This window comes from Streptomyces sp. NPDC006012 (genome assembly GCF_042871185.1).
In the GTDB taxonomy this organism is placed as follows: Bacteria; Actinomycetota; Actinomycetes; order Streptomycetales; family Streptomycetaceae; genus Streptomyces.
Genome location: NZ_JBIAIE010000001.1, coordinates 762250 through 780233, shown reverse-complemented (window position 1 = coordinate 780233; position 17984 = coordinate 762250). Strand labels below are relative to the sequence as shown.

17 protein-coding genes and 1 pseudogene are annotated in these 17984 nt (G+C 70.2%); 9 read left to right on the top strand and 9 right to left on the bottom strand.

Annotated features, from left to right (window positions below):
- Nucleotides 1-17: 17 nt before the first annotated feature.
- The 3 genes from ACFYPJ_RS03330 to ACFYPJ_RS03320 all read right to left on the bottom strand — a co-directional run bounded on the left by ACFYPJ_RS03330 (nt 18) and on the right by ACFYPJ_RS03320 (nt 3598).
- Complete coding sequence (locus ACFYPJ_RS03330; protein WP_389009610.1) at nt 18-881, bottom strand: hypothetical protein; 864 nt, start codon at nt 879-881, stop codon at nt 18-20.
- An 81-nt stretch (nt 882-962) separates the two neighbouring features.
- Complete coding sequence (locus tag ACFYPJ_RS03325) at nt 963-1373, bottom strand: peptidase inhibitor family I36 protein (protein ID WP_389009608.1); 411 nt, start codon at nt 1371-1373, stop codon at nt 963-965.
- A gap of 110 nt (nt 1374-1483) precedes the next feature.
- Nucleotides 1484-3598, bottom strand: a complete 2115-nt coding sequence (locus ACFYPJ_RS03320; protein WP_389009605.1) for a bifunctional glycosyltransferase 87/phosphatase PAP2 family protein — start codon at nt 3596-3598, stop codon at nt 1484-1486.
- A gap of 708 nt (nt 3599-4306) precedes the next feature.
- Between ACFYPJ_RS03320 and ACFYPJ_RS03315 the strand changes: the two genes are divergently transcribed.
- From ACFYPJ_RS03315 to ACFYPJ_RS03305, 3 genes are all read left to right on the top strand, one after another.
- On the top strand, nt 4307-4450 hold the full coding sequence (locus tag ACFYPJ_RS03315; protein ID WP_389009603.1) for a hypothetical protein: 144 nt from the start codon (nt 4307-4309) through the stop codon (nt 4448-4450).
- 192 nt (nt 4451-4642) lie between these two features.
- Nucleotides 4643-6040 (top strand): YcaO-like family protein, encoded by a 1398-nt coding sequence (locus tag ACFYPJ_RS03310; protein WP_389009600.1) that lies wholly within the window; start codon nt 4643-4645, stop codon nt 6038-6040.
- 290 nt (nt 6041-6330) lie between these two features.
- Nucleotides 6331-7002 (top strand): O-methyltransferase, encoded by a 672-nt coding sequence (locus tag ACFYPJ_RS03305; protein ID WP_389009597.1) that lies wholly within the window; start codon nt 6331-6333, stop codon nt 7000-7002.
- A gap of 28 nt (nt 7003-7030) precedes the next feature.
- Here the strand turns inward: ACFYPJ_RS03305 and ACFYPJ_RS03300 are convergent, their stop codons facing one another.
- Entirely contained in the window at nt 7031-7423 is a 393-nt protein-coding gene (locus ACFYPJ_RS03300; protein ID WP_389009594.1) for a hypothetical protein, read from the bottom strand.
- 75 nt (nt 7424-7498) lie between these two features.
- Between ACFYPJ_RS03300 and ACFYPJ_RS03295 the strand changes: the two are divergent.
- Together ACFYPJ_RS03295 and ACFYPJ_RS03290 are read left to right on the top strand one after the other, a co-directional pair.
- Nucleotides 7499-8746 (top strand): annotated as a pseudogene (locus ACFYPJ_RS03295) (IS256 family transposase).
- Entirely contained in the window at nt 8743-9240 is a 498-nt protein-coding gene (locus tag ACFYPJ_RS03290) for an HAD domain-containing protein (protein WP_389009592.1), read from the top strand. Before ACFYPJ_RS03295 ends, ACFYPJ_RS03290 begins: the two are co-directional and overlap by 4 nt.
- 165 nt (nt 9241-9405) lie before the next feature.
- Here the strand turns inward: ACFYPJ_RS03290 and ACFYPJ_RS03285 are convergent, their stop codons facing one another.
- Both ACFYPJ_RS03285 and ACFYPJ_RS03280 read right to left on the bottom strand, forming a co-directional pair.
- Nucleotides 9406-9648: a hypothetical protein gene (locus tag ACFYPJ_RS03285; protein WP_389009589.1), complete on the bottom strand. Its 243-nt coding sequence runs from the start codon at nt 9646-9648 to the stop codon at nt 9406-9408.
- A gap of 92 nt (nt 9649-9740) precedes the next feature.
- Nucleotides 9741-11279 carry a recombinase family protein gene (locus ACFYPJ_RS03280; RefSeq protein ID WP_389009586.1) on the bottom strand — a complete coding sequence of 513 codons (1539 nt, stop codon included), beginning with the start codon at nt 11277-11279 and terminating at the stop codon, nt 9741-9743.
- 66 nt (nt 11280-11345) lie between these two features.
- On the opposite strand from ACFYPJ_RS03280, the gene ACFYPJ_RS03275 reads away from it, so the two are divergent.
- Nucleotides 11346-11741 (top strand): DUF1992 domain-containing protein, encoded by a 396-nt coding sequence (locus ACFYPJ_RS03275; RefSeq protein ID WP_389009583.1) that lies wholly within the window; start codon nt 11346-11348, stop codon nt 11739-11741.
- Nucleotides 11742-11837: 96 nt separating this feature from the next.
- Nucleotides 11838-12401, top strand: a complete 564-nt coding sequence (locus ACFYPJ_RS03270) for a GNAT family N-acetyltransferase (protein ID WP_389009580.1) — start codon at nt 11838-11840, stop codon at nt 12399-12401.
- Here the strand turns inward: ACFYPJ_RS03270 and ACFYPJ_RS03265 are convergent.
- Both ACFYPJ_RS03265 and ACFYPJ_RS03260 read right to left on the bottom strand, forming a co-directional pair.
- Nucleotides 12329-13408, bottom strand: coding sequence for a pentapeptide repeat-containing protein (locus ACFYPJ_RS03265; RefSeq protein ID WP_389009577.1), 1080 nt, complete (start codon nt 13406-13408; stop codon nt 12329-12331). The genes ACFYPJ_RS03270 and ACFYPJ_RS03265 overlap by 73 nt on opposite strands.
- A gap of 82 nt (nt 13409-13490) precedes the next feature.
- Entirely contained in the window at nt 13491-15530 is a 2040-nt protein-coding gene (locus ACFYPJ_RS03260; RefSeq protein WP_389009574.1) for a DHA2 family efflux MFS transporter permease subunit, read from the bottom strand.
- A 387-nt stretch (nt 15531-15917) separates the two neighbouring features.
- Between ACFYPJ_RS03260 and ACFYPJ_RS03255 the strand changes: the two genes are divergently transcribed.
- Nucleotides 15918-17174: a peptidoglycan-binding protein gene (locus ACFYPJ_RS03255; protein ID WP_389009571.1), complete on the top strand. Its 1257-nt coding sequence runs from the start codon at nt 15918-15920 to the stop codon at nt 17172-17174.
- Nucleotides 17175-17202: 28 nt separating this feature from the next.
- Here the strand turns inward: ACFYPJ_RS03255 and ACFYPJ_RS03250 are convergent, their stop codons facing one another.
- A complete protein-coding gene (locus ACFYPJ_RS03250; RefSeq protein WP_389009568.1) occupies nt 17203-17553 on the bottom strand; it encodes a hypothetical protein in 351 nt (116 codons plus the stop codon).
- Between the two features lie 198 nt (nt 17554-17751).
- Between ACFYPJ_RS03250 and ACFYPJ_RS03245 the strand changes: the two genes are divergently transcribed.
- Nucleotides 17752-17982: a DUF2277 domain-containing protein gene (locus ACFYPJ_RS03245; protein ID WP_389009565.1), complete on the top strand. Its 231-nt coding sequence runs from the start codon at nt 17752-17754 to the stop codon at nt 17980-17982.
- Nucleotides 17983-17984 lie beyond the last annotated feature (2 nt).

Genomic DNA, 17984 nt, shown 5'->3' with positions numbered 1-17984 from the left:
CGCCGACGACGGGCCGGTCAGCGCCGGTCGAGTACGGCACGGGCGGCGGCGAGATGGCGTTCCTTGGCCGACTTCAGTCCCGTGAAGTACGCCTGGTGCGCGCGGATGTCCCGCTCCTGGATCCCGCGCTCCTGCCCGCTCAGCGCGTTCACCAGCCCGACCCGCTGCTTGCAGCCCACGTCGGCCTGCGCGGTCTGCTTCTCCGCGGTGGACGGGGGCTTCGCGGGTGCCCAGCGCGGGTCCTCGCCGGGGGCGTAGATGTCCTTGTACGGGTGTCCCCGCTCCGCCATGCACCGCGCCCAGGCACGGGTCACGCGGACGCCTTCCGGACTCTTCAGCGCCTCGTCGAGGCTCTCGGAGTTCAGCCGGCTCACCAGGTCCTCGTCCGTCTGGTTTCCGCGTGCGAGCAGGTCGCCCGCCTGCCGGTAGCAGCCGTCGTCGGGATCGAGCGCGGCGGCCCGCTCCGCCGCGCCGAGGCGCTTCTCCCGGTCCGCCTTGCGGGCGGTGACGTCGGTGGAGCCCATCAGCCGGGGGTTGGTCCGGTAGCCCAGCTCCTTGGCGACCGCGGTCTCGATGAGGCCGTAGCGGCGGCGGTTGCGCAGATCGGGGTACTGCCCGCGGTCGTCGATGACCTCCCAGTCGTGTCCCTGGCGCTTCATGCAGTCGCGGGTCAGGACGTCCTTGGCGGTCTCGATCAGGTAGATCTCGTTCACGGACAGCTGGTAGCCGTCCAGCGGGAGGACGAGGTCGCGTACCTGCGCGGTCGGCGCGGGGGCCGCGGCGAGCACGGTCGCCGGGACCTGCTGCCGTCCGGAGGTGCTGCCACAGCCCACGGCGAGAAGGGCGAGGGCCACGGTCCCCACCACACGGTGCCTGGTCATTCGGCCACTCCTGCTTCGGAAGGGAACGGGGCGGAACGGACCGGGGCGGCGCCGGTCGAGCCGGCGCCGCCCCGGGGTGGGTCACAGGAAGACGACGCAGCTCGCCTTGTTGTCGAAGCTGTTGTTGCTGAAGTCGGAGTCCACGCTGTTCGGCTTGGCGGTGTAGGAGGAACCGCTGCAGTCGGTGCCCTTGTCCCACATGCCGACGTAGGAGGAGGTGGCGTTCCGCATCGAGCTGGCACCGTTGTTCATGACCTGGGTGGTGCCGCCCCAGTACTTGTTGTTCAGCTCTTTGTCGGTGCCGCCGAAGTTGGCGTAGTTCCCGCCGTAGTTGTCGTGCTGGTAGAGCGTGAAGTAGCTGACCTGCGTGCCGGCCTCGGCCGCGGTGGCCGTCGGCGCCGTCGCGATGGCGCCGACGGCGCACATGGCCAGAGCACCGAGAGCCACGCCCAGCTTGTGCTTCATCTGCTGTCCTCCGGTTCGGGTGGTCATGGTGGTGGCGGATCTCCGTCCGCCACCGACAGTTCACGCGAACCGGGGTTACAGGTACAGATGTTTGGAAAACCTTCGAATGTTGCCTCTGAGGCGGAAGGTGCGTGCCGTCAGACGCCGGTCGGGTGCTGTTGCCCCCGGCCGCGCCCGTCCGGCGTCCGGTCAGGCGGGCCGCCCCCGGAGCCCCCGGAGCCGCCGGAGCCGTCGGCTCCCGTGGCAGCCGTAGCAGGCGTAGCAGCCGTGGCGGCCGTGACGGTCGGCCTCGGCCCGGTCAGGGCGTAGGTCAGCCCGAACCCGGCGGCCACCACCGCCGCACCGCCCACCGCGTCCAGCACCCAGTGGTTGCCGGTGGCCACGATCGCCGACAGCGTGAACAGCGGGTGCAGCAGACCGAGCGCCTTCATCCACCACTTCGGGGCGAGGACCGCGATGGCCACCCCGCACCACAGCGACCAGCCGAAGTGCAGGGACGGCATCGCCGCGTACTGGTTGGTGACGGCGGTGAGGGTGCCGTAGTCCGGCTTGGAGAAGTCCTGGACGCCGTGCACGGTGTCGATGATGCCGAGGTTCGGCATCAGGCGGGGCGGGGCCAGCGGGAACAGCCAGAAGCCGACCAGGGCGAGCAGGGTGGCGAAGCCGAGGGAGGTACGGGCCCAGCGGTAGTCGACCGGGCGGCGCCAGTACAGGACGGCGAGCACGCTCAGCGGGACCACGAAGTGGAAGGACTCGTAGTAGAAGTCGAAGAAGTTCCGCAGCCAGCCGATCTTCACGACGGCGTGGTTGACCGCGTGCTCGATGTCGATGTGCAGGAACCGTTCGGCGTCGAGGATGAGACGGCCGTGGTGCTCGGCGGTGGCCCGGCCCGCCGCTTTGCTGCCGCCGGTCGCCGCGAGCCGGACCTGCTGGTAGGCGGCGTAGGTGACGCGTATGAGGAGCAGTTCGAGGAGCAGGTTGGGGCGGGTGAGGACCCGGCGCAGGAAGGGCAGGAAGGGCACGCGCCGGAAGCGGGCCGGGGCGGGGGCGTACCGCGTCGGGACCGGTGCGCGGTAGTACGGCGAGGTACGGGGCAGGAACGGCACGGCAGTGGCGGCGGCCAGCGCCGCGAGCAGCACGATGTTGTCCCGCAGCGGGTACAGCGCCGGCGTGTTCGGCAGCATCATCTTGGCGGGCAGCGTGGTCACCAGGACCACGGCCACCGGCCAGACGTAGCGGTCACAGGCGCGGTTGCCGACCCGGCCGACGACCGCGAGCAGCACCCACAGCAACTGGTGCTGCCAGGTGGTCGGCGAGACCGCTATGGCCGCGCAGCCGGTGATCGCTACGGCGAGCAGCAGTTGGCCGTCCTGGGCGTAGCGCACGGCGCGGCGCAGGGCGAGGGTCGCGACGAGGGCGCCGAGCAGCAGGAACAGACCGATCTCCAGCGGGCCGGTCAGGCCGAGGCGGAGCAGGGCGCCGTGCAGGGACTGGTTGGCGAGGGCGTCGGCCTCGCCGCCGAGACCGACGCCGCCGATGTGGTGGACCCAATAGGTGTACGAGTCCTGCGGCATCGCGGCCCAGGCGAGCACGGTGGCCGCGGCGAAGGTGCCGGTGGCGGAGGCGGCGGCCCGCCGGCGGCCGGTGAACCACAGCAGGGGCGCGAACAGCAGCACGGTCGGCTGGAGGGCGGCCCCGATGCCTATGCACAGGCCGCCGGCGCGCTGCCCGCGCACGGCGAGGCAGCCGAGGAGGACGAGCAGCACCGGAATGATGCTGGTCTGGCCGAGCCAGAGGGTGTTGCGGACCGGCAGCGACAGCATGAGCAGGCTGATCGCGACCGGCGTGGCCAGCAGGGAGGTGCGGCGGCTGACCGGCTGGGGCAGGGCGCGGGCGGCGACCAGGCCGAGGGCGACGACCAGCAGCAGGGTGCCGAAGGTCCAGCCCCAGCCGAGGGCCTGCTCGGCGGCGCGGGTGAGCGGCTTGAGGACCAGACCGCCGAAGGGGGTGCCGGTGAACTGGGTCGAGTCGTACAGGGACCCGTTGACGTGCAGGACGCCGCCCGGGCCGACCCAGGTCTCCAGGTCCGTCAGCCGCTTCCCCCGGGGGGTGCTGAGGACAGTGGCCAATTGCCGTGCCGCGAGGATCGCGACCACCGCCCACAAGCCCAGCCTGGCCGCCTTCAGCCGCGCCTGGTCCGGCGCCGGCGCGAAGGCTTCCCCCCCTCGCCCGCCGTGCTCCACGTTCGCCACGCCTCGTCGGCCTCCCGCCGCATCCGTCCCGCACGCCCCGCGTGGGTTCCCTGTGCCCCCAGTGAGGCGGCATCGCCCCCTGGGGGGACGCGGGAAACCCCTGCTTCACCTGACGTCCGCCCGCCTTTTGTCCGGAAGACGATAGTCCGAGAGAGGGACGGCCCTGTCCGCGGGGGGCCGGATCGACCGTGTCCGAGCGGGCCGGTTCGACTGTGTGAGAGGGCGGGTTCGGCTGTGTCCGGGGAGGGGGAGGTCGATGGCGGCGAGGGGTGGGGCCGGGGAGCCGCCCGGGGTCCCGGCGGTTCCGCGGGTCCGCCCCGAGGCAATGTTGCTGCGCTGTACATCGAGGCCCGTATGTAACGTAAGGGGCAAATTCCGCCTTATCGCTTTTCGGCCTGCCCGCCGGAACCACACCCTCACCCCCCTCGCCACAGGGGCCAGACGCGCACGGTTCCGCCGACCAGCAGGGCCGCCACCCTCCGCGACGGACCCGGCCGCACCACCCCCACAGCACCGACGCGGGCGGCGCCCGCCCGCCACCAGCCTCCGCAAGTCGGTTCTGAGGCATCTTCACGGGCCGCCCCGGACTCTCGCGGCCCGCTTTATGGCCGGGTCAGAACTGTTGTGGCGTCCGCAGTCCGCCGCAGACTGCGAAAAGCAAAGCAATCACCAACACACAGCAAAGCAAACACCAAGAGGGAGATGGTCATGGGCATCGGCGTCCAGTTCGACATGCAGGGCATCAAGAACCAGACGAACCCCGAACTGTCCGACAGCGAGTTACACCTGCTGAACGAACTGGAGTCGGAGAGCGAGGCGACCGACGCGGCCGGGGCGACCGCCGGCGCGTAACGAGGCCCGGGACCGGGGCCGGGGCCGCCGCGAGAAGTGGTCTCGGCCTGATCCCCGCACCCGCCGGAAAGGGACCTCGGGCCCGGCCCCCGCGCCCGCCGGAAGGAACTTCGGGCCGACCCACGAGCCCACGAGAAACCCCGTGACGGCGAGAAGCCCGCGCCCGCGACCAAGAGGGAGAGCCCCGCACCCGTGACCGCGTCAGCCGCCTCCGCCCGCACCGCCGCCGAAGCCCCGCAACACGGCGAGCGGGCGACGACCGTCGAACAGGCCGCGCGGCACGCCCGGCGGGCCGTGGCCGACCTGGGCCTGACCGCGTCGCTGACCCCGCTGCCCGCCGACGGCACCGAGCCCGGCGCCTGGCGCTGCGAGCTGGGCCGCGACGGCGCCCCGGTCCCCGGCGGGGTCGGCTTCGGCAAGGGACCGGGGCCGGCCGCACGGGTCGGCGCGGTCTTCGAAGCCCTCGAACACCACCTCAGCGAACTGCCGCCGCCGGGACGGTCGGTCCTGCGCGGCGCCCACCGGGTGGCCGCCGCCCTCGGACGGCAGGAGGCCGTGCTCGCCCGGCTGTCCGAGGGCCCCGACCGGCCGCTGGCCTGTCTGCCCTACCGGTCCCTGACCGGCCCGGACGGCGCCGACGTACCCGTCTTCCTCTCCATGCCCGGCTACGTCGACCAGCCGGCCGCAGCACGCGCGGCCTCGGGCGACCGCTACGACTACCGCGTACTGGGCCGCTACGCGCTCAACAACGGCTGGGCGGCCGGTGTCACCCGGACCGAGGCGGTGGTGCACGCCCTCAACGAGATCATCGAGCGGGACGCGATGTCGCTGCTGCTGGTCCGGCAGTTCCTCTCCCGCACGCCGCCGCCGCTGCGGGTGCTGGACCCGGCTGCCCTGCCCGGGCCGCTGGCCGCGCTGCACCGGGCCGCCGAGGGCCGCGTGGGTGCGCGTGTGTGGCTGCTGGAGATGACCACCGACCTGGGCGTACCGGCCTACTGGGCGTACCTGCCGGCCGCGCCGGGCGTCGCGGCCCGGGTGCGCGGCTGCGGCGCGTCCCTGTCGCGGACGTACGCCGTCGAGCGGGCGCTGCACGAACTGGTCCAGATCCACACCGGCGTGAGCGGGTCCGGCGCCGGGCCACAGCCGGCGGCGCCGCACTTCGCAACCCGCCACCCGGCCCTGCTCCGCTGCTACACGGCCGACTTCTCGGCCCGGCTCAAGGACGCGCACCACGTCCCCTTCACCGACGACGCCGCACAGAACACCGAGAACACCGAGAACACCCAAAAGACCGAGAAGACCGAGAAGACCGAGAACAGCAAGAACACCGCGGACGCCAAGGACCCCGACGGCACCCACCATGCCTCGACCGCCGTGGACGCCGGGACCCTGCGAACCCCGGCGGACCACCTGCACGCCCTCCTGGCCCGGCTCTCGGCCCGCGGGTTCTGCGCCTACGCGTGGGACCGGTACACCGGCGACCACCTGGCCGTGGCCAACGTCTTCGTCCCCGGCATGGAACGCTTCATGGCCGTCACCGACGGCCACCTCGTCCTGCCCGGACCCCGCGGCCTGGCGGCCCGCGCCTGAGAACCACGCACGCCCCGGGCACGCGGCTCCCCCGATACCTGACCCCCACGACGCGACTCCCGGACAGGCGGACCCCGAATACGCGACTCCCGGACACGCGGATCCCGATATGCAGCCCCCGATATGCGGCTCCGCCCGCGCGGACGTGACCGGCAACGGCTGACCCGCGGGGCAAGACGGCACACATCACCCGCGAGGCGAGGCAGACTGACCGCATCCGGCTTCCGCCGAGGCCGGACGCGGGGTACTCACCCGTACCGCCGTACCGGACACGGAAAGGCATGCCACGCATGAGCGGGTCGCAACTCTGGGACGACGTCGACATCTACTTCGCAAGCCACCTCTCGCCGGACGACGAGGCGTTGGAGGCGGCCCTGCGCGAAAGCGAGGCCGCCGCGCTTCCGCACATCGGCGTCACCGCGAGCCAGGGCAAGTTCCTGCAACTCCTCGCGCAGATCCAGGACGCCCGCAACATCCTGGAGATCGGCACGCTCGGCGGCTACAGCACCATCTGGCTGGGCCGCGCCCTGCCCCCCGACGGCCGGCTGATCTCCCTGGAGTACAGCGCCAAGCACGCCGAGGTCGCCACCCGCAACATCGCCCGCGCCGGTCTCGACCGGGTCGCCGAGGTGCGGGTGGGTCCGGCGCTGGAGTCGCTGCCCAAGCTCGCCGACGAGAACCCGGCCCCCTTCGACCTGGTCTTCATCGACGCCGACAAGGTCAACAACCCGCACTATGTGGAGTGGGCGCTGCGCCTCACCCGGGCCGGCAGCCTGATCGTCCTCGACAACGTCGTCCGCGGTGGGCGCGTGCTCGACGCGGAGAGCCACGAACCGGACGTCCTGGGCACCCGCGCCGCCATCGAACTCATCGCCACGCACCCGAGGCTCACCGGCACGGCGCTCCAGACGGTGGGCAGCAAGGGCTACGACGGCTTCGCGCTCGCCCGCGTACTGCCGTGACCGCCCGGCGGAGCCGGCCGCCCGGACGCTACGCCTCGTGGTAGAAGCCCACGTTGACACTGCGCGGCCCGGTGCGGTCCAGGATGACGACCTCGCCGGCGCCGCCCCGCGGCAGCGCCACGCTCGCGCCGTACGCGATGGGCTGGGCGTGCCCCCCGGCCGTCAGCCGCACCTCGGAGGACGGATCGGGCTGCGAGCCGCGCAGCCAGGTCACCTGCCAGCCGCCGTCCGGCCCGCACAGGAACTCCAGGTGCACCCGGGAGACGAACAGCCAGTCGTCGGGCGTGGCGAGCCGGCACACGGACTGGTCGCGCCCCACACGCAGCACCGCGCCCGGCTCGCTCGGTGCGTCGGCCAGGGCCATCCCGGCCGTGGCACCCGCTTCGGCCCCGGAGACGGTGGCCATGGTGAGTTCGAGCACGTGCGTTCCCCCTGAGGTGGGCATGTTCCGTTGCGAAGTGCGCCGCTGGCGAAGTACGCCGGTGGCAGCGGCCGAATGATAGATCGCCCAGCCCTGTTGCGTGCGACATCCGGCAGAATGGACGACATCGTCCGCGAGGGCGCCCGGCGGATGCTCGCCGCGGCCCTGGAGGCCGAAGTCAACCAGTACATAGCCGAGTTGGCTGATCAGCGTGACGAAGCCGGTCGTCGGCTGGTGGTCCGCAACGGCCACCACCGTGAGCGCACCGTGACCACGGCCGCAGGCCCGGTCCCGCTCAAGGCGCCGCGCGTGAACGACAAGCGCGTCGACGCCGCCACGGGCGAGCGCGAGCGGTTCTCGTCGAAGATCCTGGCCCCCTGGTGCCGGAAGTCCCCGAAGATCAGCTAGGTCCTTCCCCTGCTCTACCTGCACGGACTGTCCTCCGACGACTTCGTGCCCGCCATGGAGCAGTTCCTCGGCAGCTCGGCTGGGCTCTCGCCGGCCACCGTGACCCGACTGACCAAGCAATGGAGCGACGACCAAGCCGTCTTCCAAGCCCGCGACCTGTCGGAATCCGACTACGTCTACGTGTGGGCCGACGGCATCCACCCCAAGATCCGCCTCGGCCAGGCCCGCTCCTGCGTCCTGGTCCTCATGGGAGTACGCGCCGACGGCCGCAAGGAGCTCATCGCGCTCGCCGAAGGACTGCGCGAGTCCACCGAGTCCTGGGCCGACCTGCTACGTGACTGCCGGCGGCGCGGCATGCGGGCCCCCGAGCTCGTGGTCGGTGACGGCTCGATGGGCCTATGGCGGGCTCTCATGGAGGTGTTTCCGCAGGCCAGGCACCAAAGGTGCTGGGTTCATAAAACCCGGAACGTGGTCAACGCCCTGCCAAATTCGGCCCAGCCCAGAGCGAAGAAGGCATTGCAGGAGATCTACAACGCCAAAGACCGCGATCACGCCGAGAAGGCCGTCAAGGACTTCAATCGCGCCTACGGCGCGAAGTGGCCCAAGGCGGTGAAGAAGGTCACCGACGAGACCGATGAACTCCTGGCGTTCTACGACTTTCCCGCTGAACACTGGGTCCACCTCAGAACGACGAACCCGATCGAATCCACCTTCAGCACTGTCAAGTTGAGGACTCGGGTCACCCGCGGAGCTGGCAGCCCCGCAGCGGCCCTGGCCATGGTTTTCAAGCTCACCGAGTCCGCCCAGGCCCGCTGGCGCGCGATCACCGCGCCCCACCTCGTCGCCCTCGTCCGCAAAGGCGCCACGTTCCACAACGGCTACCTCGTCGAGCGTCTCGAGGTGAGCGCAGCATGACCAGGCACGGGAACCGCCCTCTGCTCTTCCTGGACGTCGACGGGCCGCTCCTGCCGTTCGGTGACAACCCGCAGCGCGATCTCGCGGGCACCGCATCCAACTCGCACCTGGCGCGACTCGACCGGCAGATCGGACCGCGGCTCGCGGCGCTGCCGTGCGACCTGGTCTGGGCCACCACCTGGGAAGAAGAGGCCAATATCGAGCTGGCGCCGCGACTCGGCCTGCCGCAGCTGCCGGTCGTGAACTGGCCAGAGCCCTCAGCCGCCCACGAACGCGAAGACCAGTGGTTCGGGCTCCATTGGAAGACCCGAACCCTCGTGGCGTGGGCGGACGGACGCCCGTTCGCCTGGGTCAACGACGAGATCACCGACGCCGACCGAGACTGGGTATCCACCCACCACCCCGCCCAGGCGATCCTCCATCGCATCGCGTCGTCTCGGGGCCTCACCGACCAGGACTTCGCAGTCCTCGATGAATGGCTACAGCTGGCTTGAGGTTCTCCGCGCTGATCCACAGGATTTGACAGTTACTCCCACACCATTGATCCCACACTCTCAATGACCAACGCCTTTTCCGCCTTAGTCACTTCCGGCCCCTTTCTCAGGCATGACAAAGGGCCCGTAACCTGTTGTCACGGGCCCTGTACGGGTGCTGCTTATTCAGTTATCCGTCGTACTCAAGTTCTTAAGCATGTGATCTATCCAGACCCCGGCCAGGAACTCCCCTGCCTGTGCCTCGGTCAGTTCTGCTGTCTGCGCATAGACCTTGACAGCCGCTGACATTGTCAGAACGCCAGATGGCACGTAGTCCCCGAGGGAGTTGACCAACTCTGTCAGGGTTTCAAGTCGGCCTTCCTCCCACTCGGACAGTTCCTCGCCGTTCTCATCTACGTAGAGCGACATGTAGACTGGCCTCCCTCTCACAGAGAGACAGAGGGGCGTTCTGTTTGGCGACGGGCGCCCCTCTGTCATTTTCAGCAACGGTGTGTTGCGGTTTATTCCCCCAGCTCACTGCTGACAGTGTCTGTGTCAGTCAGGTGGCCAAGTCGGATGAGTCTAGCCTTCCTCTCAGGCCAAGTCTCAGGCTCGGGTGTGATGGTGAACGTCTTTCGCCCCAAGAGCACTTTGTATCCGGACTTGATTAGCTGTAGCCGTTGCCCTTCCAAGTCCAGCCGGCTCCACAGATCTTCGAATGTCTCTCCGGTGGCCTTCTCGTCCCACCGGCCCTCCGTCACCGGCTCTGCCGCTAGTTCATCCCTACGGGCTTGGAGAGCATGGAGCCGCTCCCTGTACTCCGCGGGGTCGTCGTCGTAGGCGCCTGCCTCGTAGTTGTCCCTGAGCCTGGCAATGCGCTTACGCACTTCCTCAAGTTCCCGAGTGTTGTCTGTACCGGGCACCCAGGTTCTCTCTGTCACCGGCTCAAGCCCATACCTCTGTAGGAACTCAAGCTCGATGAACTCTTCTACCTCTCCTGCACGGACACTTACGCCTTGGCACCTACTCTCCTTGGGCCAAGAGCCACAGACGTAGTATCTGTACTCAACTCCGTTACTGCGGATGCTGCCCTTATGGGCCGCCTTGCTGCCACACTCCCCGCAGTAGACGACACCGTAGAGAGGTGACGTGCCATTGACACGGCGCACCTTTGTCTGCACGCGTGCCTCTACAGCCGCTTGCAGGGACTCCCATTCGTCGGCAGTAAAGACAGGCTCCGCCACCATGACAGGCTGTCCCTGACTGTCGTAGAGCACTTCCCCGCCGTGCTTCTTGTGGCCGAGTAGGGCAGGGTCCCTCAGCAGTGACTTGACCGTGGTCTCACTCCATTGTTCCGGTACACCTTCCTCGGCACCCCTACGGTGGACAGGCTTGCCACGTCGGATCCGGGCCCTGTCCCTAGCCGTGTGCTCACCCTTCTCGTTTAGAGCCTTGGCCACGGCAAAGAACGACTGTCCGTCAATGATCTGCTCTCGCATGAAGCACAAGACCTTGACCATGTCAGGGTCCTGCTCCAAGTAGGTGGCTGTCTTGCCCTCTACGTACCGAGACACGGGACGGTATCCGAACGGAGGGATGCCACCAGTCCATCGAGCGGTGAACCTGCGCCGTTCGTGACTGTCCTTAGTCCGTACCTTGATTCGGCGTAGTTCGTTCGCCGGTCCAAGTCCCTTGGCATGAAGGATCAGACGTCCCTCTGGAGTCTCCATCTGTCGAGTGAACTCGGGGTCATCCAGGACGATGACCTTCTTGCTGTTTTCGATTGCCCAGAGCACAAAGGCCATGAAGTGAATGTCGTCTCGGGACAGTCGGTCCTGAGTGGAGACCCAAAGTTCATCCCACTTGGACAGACCTTCCTCTGCCAGCCACGGACCGAGGCTCTTTCGGTGGAACGGGTCTACGTCACCGGACACTGACAGGTCTATGGCAGTGCCAACAACCTTGACGTTCTCTGTCTCTGCCCGGCGCCGAAGCTTCTCGTCCTGACTCTCGATTGAGTCTGACTTCTCGTTCTTGTCATCGGAGATACGCTCCGCCAACAGGACCCGTCGCACTGACTGACCTCTCCCCCGGGGGTTCGGCCCCCTGCCGCTCCCTCTGTCTCCATGGTAGCGGGTTTTTGTCAGTCAGCTTGGATCCGTAAACAGATCCGCGACGCGCAGCGGGAGTTCGACCGGCTCACGGGGGCCGGCAAACCGCTGCCGCAGGACATGGACGCCGCCTACGACGAACTGTGGTGGGTCAAGCGCAAGATGGCGCGCGAGGGCCTGGCCCTGCTGCCGCCGGCCCTGGCCCTGCGCAAAGAGGCGGAGGACGCGCTCGCGGCGGCCCTCGCGGCCCCCTCGGAGCGGATCGCCCGGAAGATCATCACCGAGGTCAACGTCAAGATCCGCGACATGATGTTCAAGCCGCCGCCGGGTCCGCCGCTCGGCAAGAAGCCGTACGACGTCGAAGAGGTCGTACGGGAGTGGCAGCGGCGTCGGACGGCGCGGGAGGCGTAGGCGGCACGACCGGCCGGCCGGTCGTGCCGGTGTGGCTCATGCCCCGGCCGTTATCCGGTTGCGGGCGGGGGGCGGTGGGTCCGGAGAATGCCGGTCATGGCCTGGAGCATCGCCCCGGAACCCTTCGACTCCGCCGTCGCCGCCGCGCTCTGGCGGGCGTACTACACGGAGGTCAGCGACCGCTGGTACCTGCTGCACGAGGGGCACCGTACCGACCCCGCCGACCTGGAGCGGGCGGTCGCCGCCGCCTCCGGCGCCGAACTCGCGCCACCCCGCGGGCAGTTGCTGGTGGCGCGGTACGCCGGTGACCCGGCCGGCAGTGCGGGCGTACGGCTCCTGGACCCGGCCACCGCCGAGCTGACCCGGGTCTTCCTGCACCGGAACCTGCGGGGCCGGGGCGGCGCCGCCCTCCTCGTGGCCGCCGCCGAGCGGGCCGCACGCGCACTGGGCGCCCGGCGCATGGTCCTCGACACCCGCGGCGACCTGGTGGAGGCCCGCGCCCTGTACGCACGGCTCGGCTACACGGAGACCGAACCGCACAACACCGACCGGTACGCCGAGCACTGGTTCCGCAAGGATCTCGGAGTTCAGCCCGACCAGGCCAAAGGCAGGTTCAACCCGGCCGGCACGGGCGCCCCGCTCCCGGGCAGCAGACCGTAGGGTGCCGTGCCGGTCGCACCGCCGAAGTCGACCGCACCACCGGAGAACGTCGCCTCGTCGAAGCCGACCGCACTGCCGGCGAACGACACCCCGGCGAAGTCGACATGGCCGCTGGCGAAGACCACCTGGTCGAAGCGGACCGCGCCGCCGGAGAACACCGCCCCGGTGAAGTCGACCTCGCCCAGCTCGAACGTCGCCCTGGAGAAGTCGACCGTGCCGCCGGTGACCCGCGCACCGGTGAAGTCGACCAGGGCGCCGGAGAACCTCACCAGGGCGAAGTCGACCGTGCCGCCGTCGAACCTCGCCTCGGCGAAGCGGACCCTGCCCCCGGAGAACACCGCCAGGGAGAAGTCCCCGCCGTCGAAGGTGACTCCGGTGAAGTCGAAGTCGTGGCCCCGCCAGGAGTGCTGGTGCTCGGGTTCCAGCCGCAGGTGGTCGCGGACGAGGCGGATGACGGTGTGCCGTACCTCCCGCATGGACAGATAGGCGTGCCGGGCCTCTGCTTCGTCCGCCGGAACGTCGGCCTCGGCGGTGTAGGGCAGGCGCAGGTAGGCGCACAGGACGTCGATGCAGGTCTGGCGCAGCGCGCTGGTGGGAGCGTCGTCCGCGAGACCGGCCAGGGCGTGCACGCCGCCGAGGCGGACCGCGGCGGACTCGTTGCCGAGCTGGCCGACGGCGGTGGTGAAGCGCTCCGTGTGCAGGCGGGTGGCTTCCCGCAGGGCGCCGTCCTCGTCGACCCGCTGGCGCCGGTAGGCCACCACGAGGGCGACCAGGGCACCGGCTCCGGCGACCACCCCGAAGGACAGCTTCACCAGGTCGAACAGCATCCGGGAGTCGATCCGCCGCTCCGGCTCCAGCCCCGGTGCGCCGAGCAGCGTCCAGGCGGCGACGAACACCGCGGCGGCCACCAGGGTCGCGACGGCGAAGGTCAGGGCGAGGACCCGTCTGATGTGCCAGAGACGCAGCCCGCGCCCCTTGGCCGGGCGCTCGGGCAGATGTGCTCTCACACACCTTCAGACAGCCGGTGCCCGCTGCCGGTTGCGGTCCCCTGCCGTTTCGCCGCTCAGCCCATTGGTGGTGGCCACGGCCTCAGGTGAACTTCGGCGCGGGCCCGCTCGGCGGCTGTTCCCGCCACGAACCGCACATCTCGTCGGTGAGCACCTTCACCAGCCGGTCCAGGTCGGTGGGCCGGTCCGGTCCCCACCAGTCGCCCAGCAGCTCGGCAAGCGAGCCCTCACGGGCCTGGGCCAGCCGTTCGGCGGCCTCGCGGCCCCGGTCGGTCAGATACAGCGAGAGTCCTTCACGCACCGCGAGGTGCCGCTCCTCGATCTGGCGGGCGGCGTCCATGACCACGCCCAGCGACACCAGCCCGCTCTGGGCGAGCACGCCGGGCTCCACCGACCCGTGCTTGCGTATCCGCAGCAGCAGCCAGCTCGCCCCGGGCAGCAGGTCGTACCCGGCCCGCTCGGTGATCTTCCGATACGTCTCCCGCCGTCCCTCGCGGGTGCCGAGCAACGACAGCGCGCGGCACACCTCGTCGTACGACGAGCGCTGGACCGGGTTGGAGGCGAGCGTCTGCGTCCCTTCCGGCGCCGTCACCGAGGCGCGCAGCCGGTCCTCCTTGAGGAACCACGCCAGTGCGAAGCCGAGGAACGCGACCGGCGCCGCATACAGGAAGACGTCGGTGATGGAGGTCGAGAACGCGTGCAGGGCCGCCGTGCGCAGCGGCGGCGGCAGGCCGCCGATGTCACGCGGGTCGGCCTGGAGCGAGTTCACCGTGATGCCGGAGGGGAGGTGCACGCCGCGGAAGGCGCCGCCCAGTTCGACGGCGAGGCGGCTCGCGAAGACCGTGCCGAAGATGGCGACGCCGAACGAGGCGCCGATGGAGCGGAAGAAGGTCGCGCCGGAGGTGGCGACGCCGAGATCCTCGTACGAGACCGCGTTCTGCACGATGAGTACGAGAACCTGCATGACCAGGCCGAGGCCCAGGCCGAGGACGAAGAAGTACGAACTCATCACGGCCGTGGAACTGTGCTCGTCCAGGCGGTGCAGCAGGAGCAACGCGATCGTGGTGAGCCCGGTGCCGGCGATCGGGAACACCTTCCAGCGGCCGGTGTGGCTGACGATCTGGCCGGAGACGGTCGAGGACAGCAGCAGGCCCGCCACCATCGGCAGCATGTGCACCCCCGAGAGGGTCGGCGAGATGCCGTGTACGACCTGGAGGAACGTGGGGAGGTAGGTCATCGCGCCGAACATCGCGAAGCCGACGATGAAGCTGATGAGGGCGGCGAGCGTGAAGGTGCGGATGCGGAAGAGTTTCAGCGGCAGGACGGGTTCGGCGGCTCTGCGTTCCACCTGGACGAAGACCCCGGTCAGGACGACGCCGAGCGCGGCGAGGGCGATGATCCGCGGCGAGTTCCAGGCCCAGGTGGTGCCGCCGAGGGAGGCGACCAGCACCAGACAGGTGGCGACCGCGGCGATCAGGAAGGTGCCGAGGTAGTCGATGACGTGGCGGGCCCGCAGGCGCGGGATGTGCAGGGAGGTGGCGATCACGGCGAGGGCGACGATGCCGAGGGGCAGGTTGACGTAGAAGACCCAGCGCCAGCTGAGGTGCTGGGTGAACAGGCCGCCGAGCAGCGGTCCGAGCACGCTGGTGGTGCCGAAGACCGCGCCGAACAGCCCTTGGTATCGGCCGCGGTCGCGGGGCGGGACCATGTCCCCGACGATCGCCATCGACAGCACGATCAGACCGCCCCCGCCGAGGCCCTGGAGGGCCCGGAAGATGATCAGCTGGGGCATGTTCTGGGCCATGCCGCACAGCGCGGAGCCGACCAGGAAGATCACTATCGCGAGCTGGAAGAGTCGCTTGCGGCCGTACTGGTCGCCGAGCTTGCCCCACAGCGGGGTCACGGCGGTCGAGGCCAGGAGGTAGGCGGTGACCACCCAGGACAGGTGCTCAAGGCCGCCGAGGTCACTGACGATGGTGGGCAGCGCGGTCGACACGATGGTCTGGTCGAGCGCGGCGAGCATCAGTCCGAGGAGCAGGGCGCCGATGGGGACGAGGACGCTGCCGGCGGCGCCCGCCGCGTCCCTGGCGTCCTGCGTGGAGCCGTGCGTGTCCAGCGCCATGGAACCTCCCGGGCTCTCGCGACACCTTCCATCGTGAACGTTTTCACCCGTTATGGCCTGTTGTGAATGCTGGCGGGCGACTACTGAATGTGACACTCCGCGGGGATCCTGGGGTTCTCGGGGCCAGCCGGGGACGGCCGGGGCCTGCGGGGAACTTCTGGAGTACCGGGTGCCGGCGAGGGGCCCGCGGGAGCCCATGGGGGTCGCCTTCGGAAGGCTGCGGGGCCGCCCATGGAAAGGGCTGCGAGGGGTGCCTGCGGAAGGTCTGCGGAGGGCGCCCACGGGGGCCTGCCGGGGGGCTGCGGGGGGCTTCCGTGCGGCTGATGTGTGGGAGGTCTGCATAATCTCTGGAGATCGCACGGGGAAGCGAAGGGAGGGGACGCACACATGACGGATCCGGAGGGCAGCCCGTGCCCGGAGTGCGGGACGCCACGGAAGGCCGACAACACGCCTGCGTGCCCCTGCGGCCGACGTGCCGCCGACGCCCTGCTCGCCACCCGCACCGCCGAAGCGGCGGCAGCGGAGGACTTCGATCCGCTACGGATTAGGCCGTACGTCGACCTGGAAGGCAACCTGTCCGGCAACCTCACGGAGGAAACGGCCGGAGAACCGGGCGGGAACGCAGGGGCGGGTGCGGGTGCGGACCCCGGGGCGACCGACACCGTAGACGCGGACGCGGGCGCCGCCGCGCCCTCGGCACCGGACGCGGCATCGGCGGCGGCCCCGGACGTGACCTCGGCACCGGCCTCGGCTGTGGTGCAGGGCGTGGGTGCGGGCGCGGGTCCAGGTCCTGGCCCGGGCGGTGAGCCCACCGCGGAACTGCGGCCGGTCGGAGCTGCCGGGACTGCCCTCGCACCCCTGAACGCCGACGCCACCGCCGACGCCACCATGGAACTGCGCCCGGTCGATGGCGCCCCGAACACGACGCTGCCCACCCCGCCGGCCTCCGCGGGCACCGAACCGAGCGCGGCCGACCTGCACCTGTTCGCGCCGGGGCCGGACGAGCCGTACGACGACTCCCCCACGGCCGAGGGGACGGCACCGCGCCGCCGCCACCGCCGTACCGTCCTCCTCTCGGTGGTCTCGGCGGCGGTCGCCACCGTCGCGGTGGCCGGCTTCGCGAGCGGGCTGTTCTCCTACGACACGCCGACACGGAACGGGGCGGCACCCGAGGACGTACGGGCCGGGGTACCGGAGCCGACGACCGAGCCGGCCACGACGAAGACGACCACGACACCCACCGCCGCTCCCCCGGCCGGGGCCACCCCCTCCGCGTCCGCCAGCCCGTCGCCGACCGCCACCCCCAGTCCCTCGGCGACACGGTCGAGCCCGACCCCCTCGGCCACCCCGTCCGACTCCCCCGAGGCGACCCGCACCGCGACGGCATCGCCCCCCGTGCAGGGCACGCCGCCCGCCCCGGGCCCGGTCCTGCGGCGCGGCGACCACGGCGCCGAGGTCACCGAACTCCAGCTCCGTCTGAAGCAGTTGAACCTCTACTGGGGCGACACGAGCGGCCGTTTCGACAAGCGGGTGGAAGACTCCGTACGCAACTACCAGTGGGCCCGTGGCATCAGCTCGGACGAGTCCGGGGTCTACGGCCCGGCCACCCGGGCGAGCCTGGAATCGGAGACCTCGCAGCCCTGAGCCCCCGCACCACCGGCCCCGCCCGATCTCACCCGGCCTCCGGGGACACGGGCGGCTGCCCGTGCGCGTGCTTGAGCCCCATCCGCGCGTCCACCCGCTCCGCCGCCGCGATCTGTGCCCAGAAGCGGTGCGTACTGACGAAGACCGCCAGCTCGTGCTCCCGTTGCCGCAGCTTCTCCACCTCGGCCTGCTCGTCGTCCGTCCAGCCCGGGGAGGCGGGCCGCTCGACCTTGCGCCAGCCCTGCTCGTCGCTGAAAGCGTCCAGCGGCTCGACCGACCAGGGCAGCCGCTTCAGCAGGGCCGACAGCTCGGCCCGGACCTGATGCAGCTCCTCCTGACCGGCGAGCAGGTCACTCGGAAAGTCATAGGTCGTAGCCACACGGCAATGCTACGCCTGTTCGATTTTGGGATGCGAGTCGCTTCCGCCACTTCGAGGTGTCCGGCGGGACTGCCGGTGATCCGCGGGCGAGGTGCCGGTCACCCTCCGCTTCCACGTCATCTACTACGACGGACTCGTGCGGATTCTCACGGGAGGGTGACCGGACGCATGCGGATGCGGGTGCGGGAGACTGGGCGCATGTGCCGGAGTATCAAGACCCTGCGTCCGCCCGTACTGCCCGAAGAGGCCACGGAGGAGGAGATCCGCGCCGCGGCGCTGCAATACGTGCGGAAGGTCTCCGGGTTCCGGGCGCCCGCCGCGCACAACCAGGAGGTGTTCGACCGGGCGGTCGACACGGTCGCGCGAGCGACCGCCGACCTCCTGACCGGCCTGGAGGTCCGCGGCGCAGCCGCCCGCAGAGCGGACTGAGT

What these genes read in the sequence shown, in the direction of transcription:
- ACFYPJ_RS03270 (WP_389009580.1), top strand. Translation starts at nt 11,838, where the DNA reads ATGGCCTGGAGCATCGCCCCGGAACCCTTCGACTCCGCCGTCGCCGCC.
- ACFYPJ_RS03285 (WP_389009589.1), bottom strand. Translation starts at nt 9,648, where the DNA reads ATGTCGCTCTACGTAGATGAGAACGGCGAGGAACTGTCCGAGTGGGAG.
- ACFYPJ_RS03255 (WP_389009571.1), top strand. Translation starts at nt 15,918, where the DNA reads ATGACGGATCCGGAGGGCAGCCCGTGCCCGGAGTGCGGGACGCCACGG.
- ACFYPJ_RS03290 (WP_389009592.1), top strand. Translation starts at nt 8,743, where the DNA reads ATGACCAGGCACGGGAACCGCCCTCTGCTCTTCCTGGACGTCGACGGG.
- ACFYPJ_RS03325 (WP_389009608.1), bottom strand. Translation starts at nt 1,373, where the DNA reads ATGACCACCCGAACCGGAGGACAGCAGATGAAGCACAAGCTGGGCGTG.
- ACFYPJ_RS03275 (WP_389009583.1), top strand. Translation starts at nt 11,346, where the DNA reads ATGGTAGCGGGTTTTTGTCAGTCAGCTTGGATCCGTAAACAGATCCGC.
- ACFYPJ_RS03245 (WP_389009565.1), top strand. Translation starts at nt 17,752, where the DNA reads ATGTGCCGGAGTATCAAGACCCTGCGTCCGCCCGTACTGCCCGAAGAG.
- ACFYPJ_RS03305 (WP_389009597.1), top strand. Translation starts at nt 6,331, where the DNA reads ATGAGCGGGTCGCAACTCTGGGACGACGTCGACATCTACTTCGCAAGC.
- ACFYPJ_RS03315 (WP_389009603.1), top strand. Translation starts at nt 4,307, where the DNA reads ATGGGCATCGGCGTCCAGTTCGACATGCAGGGCATCAAGAACCAGACG.
- ACFYPJ_RS03330 (WP_389009610.1), bottom strand. Translation starts at nt 881, where the DNA reads ATGACCAGGCACCGTGTGGTGGGGACCGTGGCCCTCGCCCTTCTCGCC.
- ACFYPJ_RS03260 (WP_389009574.1), bottom strand. Translation starts at nt 15,530, where the DNA reads ATGGCGCTGGACACGCACGGCTCCACGCAGGACGCCAGGGACGCGGCG.